5 protein-coding genes are annotated in these 4,128 nt (G+C 27.0%); 2 read left to right on the top strand and 3 right to left on the bottom strand.

What is annotated here, in order from left to right; genetic code table 11:
• Window positions 1-234, top strand: a 234-nt coding sequence (locus tag ACQCX0_RS00490) for a PTS transporter subunit EIIC (RefSeq protein WP_462562096.1), incomplete at its 5' end; no start/stop codon positions are given.
• 196 nt (window positions 235-430) lie between these two features.
• Complete coding sequence (locus ACQCX0_RS00485) at window positions 431-607, top strand: hypothetical protein (RefSeq protein ID WP_462562094.1); 177 nt, start codon at window positions 431-433, stop codon at window positions 605-607.
• Window positions 608-1,502: 895 nt separating this feature from the next.
• Here ACQCX0_RS00485 and ACQCX0_RS00480 read toward each other — a convergent pair.
• From ACQCX0_RS00480 to ACQCX0_RS00470, 3 genes are all read right to left on the bottom strand, one after another.
• Complete coding sequence (locus ACQCX0_RS00480; protein WP_462562092.1) at window positions 1,503-1,796, bottom strand: CDP-alcohol phosphatidyltransferase family protein; 294 nt, start codon at window positions 1,794-1,796, stop codon at window positions 1,503-1,505.
• Between the two features lie 13 nt (window positions 1,797-1,809).
• Complete coding sequence (gene msrA / locus ACQCX0_RS00475; RefSeq protein ID WP_462562090.1) at window positions 1,810-2,511, bottom strand: peptide-methionine (S)-S-oxide reductase MsrA; 702 nt, start codon at window positions 2,509-2,511, stop codon at window positions 1,810-1,812.
• A gap of 126 nt (window positions 2,512-2,637) precedes the next feature.
• Complete coding sequence (locus ACQCX0_RS00470) at window positions 2,638-2,970, bottom strand: hypothetical protein (protein WP_462562088.1); 333 nt, start codon at window positions 2,968-2,970, stop codon at window positions 2,638-2,640.
• Window positions 2,971-4,128: the final 1,158 nt, after the last annotated feature.

The raw sequence follows: 4,128 nt of genomic DNA, 5'->3' as shown, positions 1-4,128 counted from the left end.
ATTAAATCAACATCTTTAGATCATTTTAGGGTAAAAAAGTATATAATTCCCTTAATTAATGCTAGATTCCTTGAGGCTAAAGGCTTGTTTGCTGCTATTATTTCTGCTTTCTTTGCTGTCTCGGTTTATCGCTTCTTATTGACTAAACGTTTAGTCTTTAAATTACCTGATTCTGTTCCTTATTCTATTAGTAAATCTTTTGAAGCTTTAGTTCCAGTTTTTATTAATTTTTAGAATTTATGAGGCTAGTTTGAAATTAGAATAAATACAATCACTTATATTAAGCTATAGTATACAATACTTTATTTCTTAAAATTAAATACAAAATACTTCTCTTTTGAGTAACTAAATAAAAAATAAAATTATGATTTATTTCTAAATTTATGTTATAGTAAAATTAAATCATTTTATATTTAGTAAGGTAAAAACTATGCAAAAAATTCTATTTATTATCTTTGCTTTCATTATATTTAGTGTGGGAGCTAAAGCACATTGCGGACAAGACCATGATGAGCATAAGAATCATAAACAAATAACTGATTCTGATAAAAAAACAGTATCTAAAAATACCCAGAAATCTAAGAAAATAATTAAAAAAAATAGCTAATTTAAACTACTACTTTAGATAACCTGTTTAGTGTAGGGATGTTGTGTCTACTTCCTTTATAATTGTAGCACTAACTTCTCTTTTAGAGATATACTGCCCCTTTTTATAGTAATAATTAAAGCATTATAGTTTTTCTATTTAATTCAGGCACAAGAAAACTAGATTTATCTGCAGTATCAGGTAGTACCTATCTAGCTCTTATGAGTCTTGGCATTGAAACAACACTTAATCATTTTATTTTCGGTGAGAATATAATATTCCTCCCATTACTATTATTTCTGTAGTAGCAGTGTTATTATTATAGTTTAGGACTCGGTAGAAAAATTATTCAAAGCAAAAAGCTAAGTACTTTAATTTTATGTATTTTAGGATCTGCTCTCTTAGTTTCTTTACATTATATAGGGATTAGAGCCAGTAATTGGGTTTTTCATTTAGCAGTTAGTAATTTTTTTGCTTTCTTATTTTTTATGGTATTAATTAAGAGAAAAGTAATCACTTCTTTTAAATTTCTAAAACATCTTCTAATTTTATTATCAGACCTAGTTTATGTATTTATATTTTAGCTTGTTATACTTAAATTCTATTATTTATATATCTTAATTCCTAAGGATATATCTACAGATAAACGTTATCAAACATAAAATACTTAAGAGGTATGCAAAAATGGGAAAAACTGCTGGGAAGAGTAAGAATAAGATAAAAAAAATAGTAGTTTCCGTTGCATCTATTAATCCAAAAGAATAATAAAAAGCTTTATGTTGATAAACATTATTTTGTATTTTTTGTTTTTCTGCAAATATAGCAAAACTTAAAAAAGATGTACCGGTTAAAAAAAACCAAACAGCAGAGTTACTGCTGCTAAAGCATTTATCCCTGGATTATTATATGCAAAAGCTCAAGGAATAGAGGCATAAAATATAAAATCTAATACTATGTCTAAAAATCCTCCTAAATTTGTAGGTTTAGTTTTTAGAGCTAATAATCCGTCCAATCCATCCCCTAACCTATTAATTAAAACACAAATCATAGCAATTATGTAATAGCCTTGAATAATTAAAGGAAAAGATAAAATCCCGATAATAAAACCTATAATAGTTATCTGATTTGCACTAACTTGCTTTCTAACTAAGTAATTTGCAAAAGAATTAACCAATTTTTTATAAATAATAGAAATTTTTTTATCTAACATTCAGGGAAACACCCTAATTTAATTTCTTATTATGCTTCCATATTTCACTTACTCTTTTATCTCTTCGGCATGTTGTTCTATAAAATTTATATCTTATCTGATTTTTTTGTGAATATTTCTGATGATACTCTTCAGCTACCCAAAAAGTATTTGCTTTTATTACTTTAGTAACTACTTTAGCAGGTAAAATTCCTGAGGCATCTAATTCGCTAATAGCTTCTTTAATAAGTTTTTTTTCTGAATTAGAATTATAAAAAATTGCTGAACTATATTGTAATCCCTTATCACAGAACTGCCCATCCGCATTGGTTGGGTCTATGTGCCAAAAAAAGTATTCAATAATCTGCTCATAGCTAATAATAAGCGGATCATAATAGATTCTTATTGCCTCATAATGCCCTTTACCATTATTACTTTGTGCTGAGACACTCTCATAGGTAGGATTTAATCCTTCTCCGCCTGTATAGCCAGTTTGAGTATCTATGACTCCTGCTAATTTTAGAAAATCACTCTCAATACACCAAAAACATCCTCCTGCTACAATTGCCACCGAATATTTTGAGAAATCTTGTTGATTTTGTTTTGTACCTAGTTGCATCTTTAGAGAATCCTTAGTTGTTTGAGTAGCATGAACTACTTGAAATAATATTATTAGCAATATAGTAAGACTAGCTAGTACTATTGTTAATAAAAAATATATATTTTTACTTATCATAACATTTTCCAATAAATAGTGTTATTAATAATGTATAAGACTCCTAAGTTTATGAATTATTACTAAATACTTATAAATATCTAGGATTCATATACTTAAGTTTATATTTCCCTATTGCAACCCTAGCTAATTCTGTATACGTAAGATAGGATAGATATTATTATATAAATCATTAATATTAAGTCTTAATCTTATAGCTAAAATAAATTCGCTAAGCCCCTCTACGGCACTGGTGTCAACAATAATAGCTCCTACGATTTTTTTACTACTCTTATCAATTATAATTTTAATAAATCCTTCTGTATCATTTTTGGTTACAACTCTGTCTACTTCTCTAAGATTAGCATATTCAATACCATAATCAAAATTTTTAGCTTGTGCATCACTTTCAAGCACCCCTACTTGGGCAATCTTAGCTTTTGCATAAATAACTAAAGGTATACTTTGATATTTTACCATTAAAGGAGTAGTGCTCTCTGTGTGTTGTTGATTACTTAAAAATTTTAGGATTAATATTTTATTATTACTCTCTTGATTAATTCTTATAATTTACGTATTTGTAAAAATTCTTACACCTAAGTTTAGGCATTTTGACTGCATGAATTCTGAAATCTTAGGTTCACAACTTATAAAAATTTTATGGTTTTCTCAATAATCGCAACTTCTCCCCCTAACTTTGCAAAAGATTATGCTATTTTTATACAAATATGACCTACCCCTAAAGTTACCCTACTTTTAGGTATATTTTGTAATTGCCAAATATTCTTTGAATTTAGATAACTAATAGCATTTAAGTTCTCTATTTCTGGAATACTCGGAGAAGCTCTGGTAACTAAGATTATATATCTTGTGATAATTAGTTACTCATTAACCATAACTTTATAAGGAGAAATAATTCTAGGATTCTCGCTAATAACTTCTTTTACTTCTATCTTCTTCATAAAGTTCTTTATAATCTTTATGGGTAATTTCTGCTATTACTGCTTGGATGTGAGTATTTTTTTACTAAAAACCGGAGCATGTATATTAATTACTAAAGTCTTGGCACGTTATAAAAAATCATAAATATTACTAATAGAATTAATTAGCGTTTTAGAAGGAACACAATTCTCATTTAAACAAACTTCTTCCAACTTTGCCTGCTCAATCATAATAACTTTGCTTTTTAAGAAAACTACAACATAATCGCTAATTAATCCTGTGGCTTTTCCTCAGATTACTACAATATCAACTCAAATATCTTAGTTTTAGCATATTTACTATATAGTCTTTCTTTCTTTATATTTATCAATAAAAAAAGAAATAAGCCAAACATAGCTCCAGCAGTTAGGCTAAGAATTAAGCCTAAGGGCAATAACAAAACTACAGCTAAAATATATGTAATACTATAGATAAGAACTGCTAAAAAGTAATTATTATTGATAAACTCATGAATTATCAAGAGTTCTATATATAAATATTGCCTTTAACATACTCTCCTTTATTATGTGTAACAATATTTCTATTTTTATAACCGCTATATAAAGTACTTTCATCTGTATGTAAATTACTTTGGTTATAATCTATATAAGTATCTAATATTGGTTTAATATTTTTAATATTTCTTTTATTAACATA

The sequence above is a fragment of the Candidatus Hepatincolaceae symbiont of Strigamia maritima genome (assembly GCF_055505085.1).
Note: the sequence above shows the minus strand (reverse complement) of the source record. Positions and strands in the feature narration are given on the sequence as shown.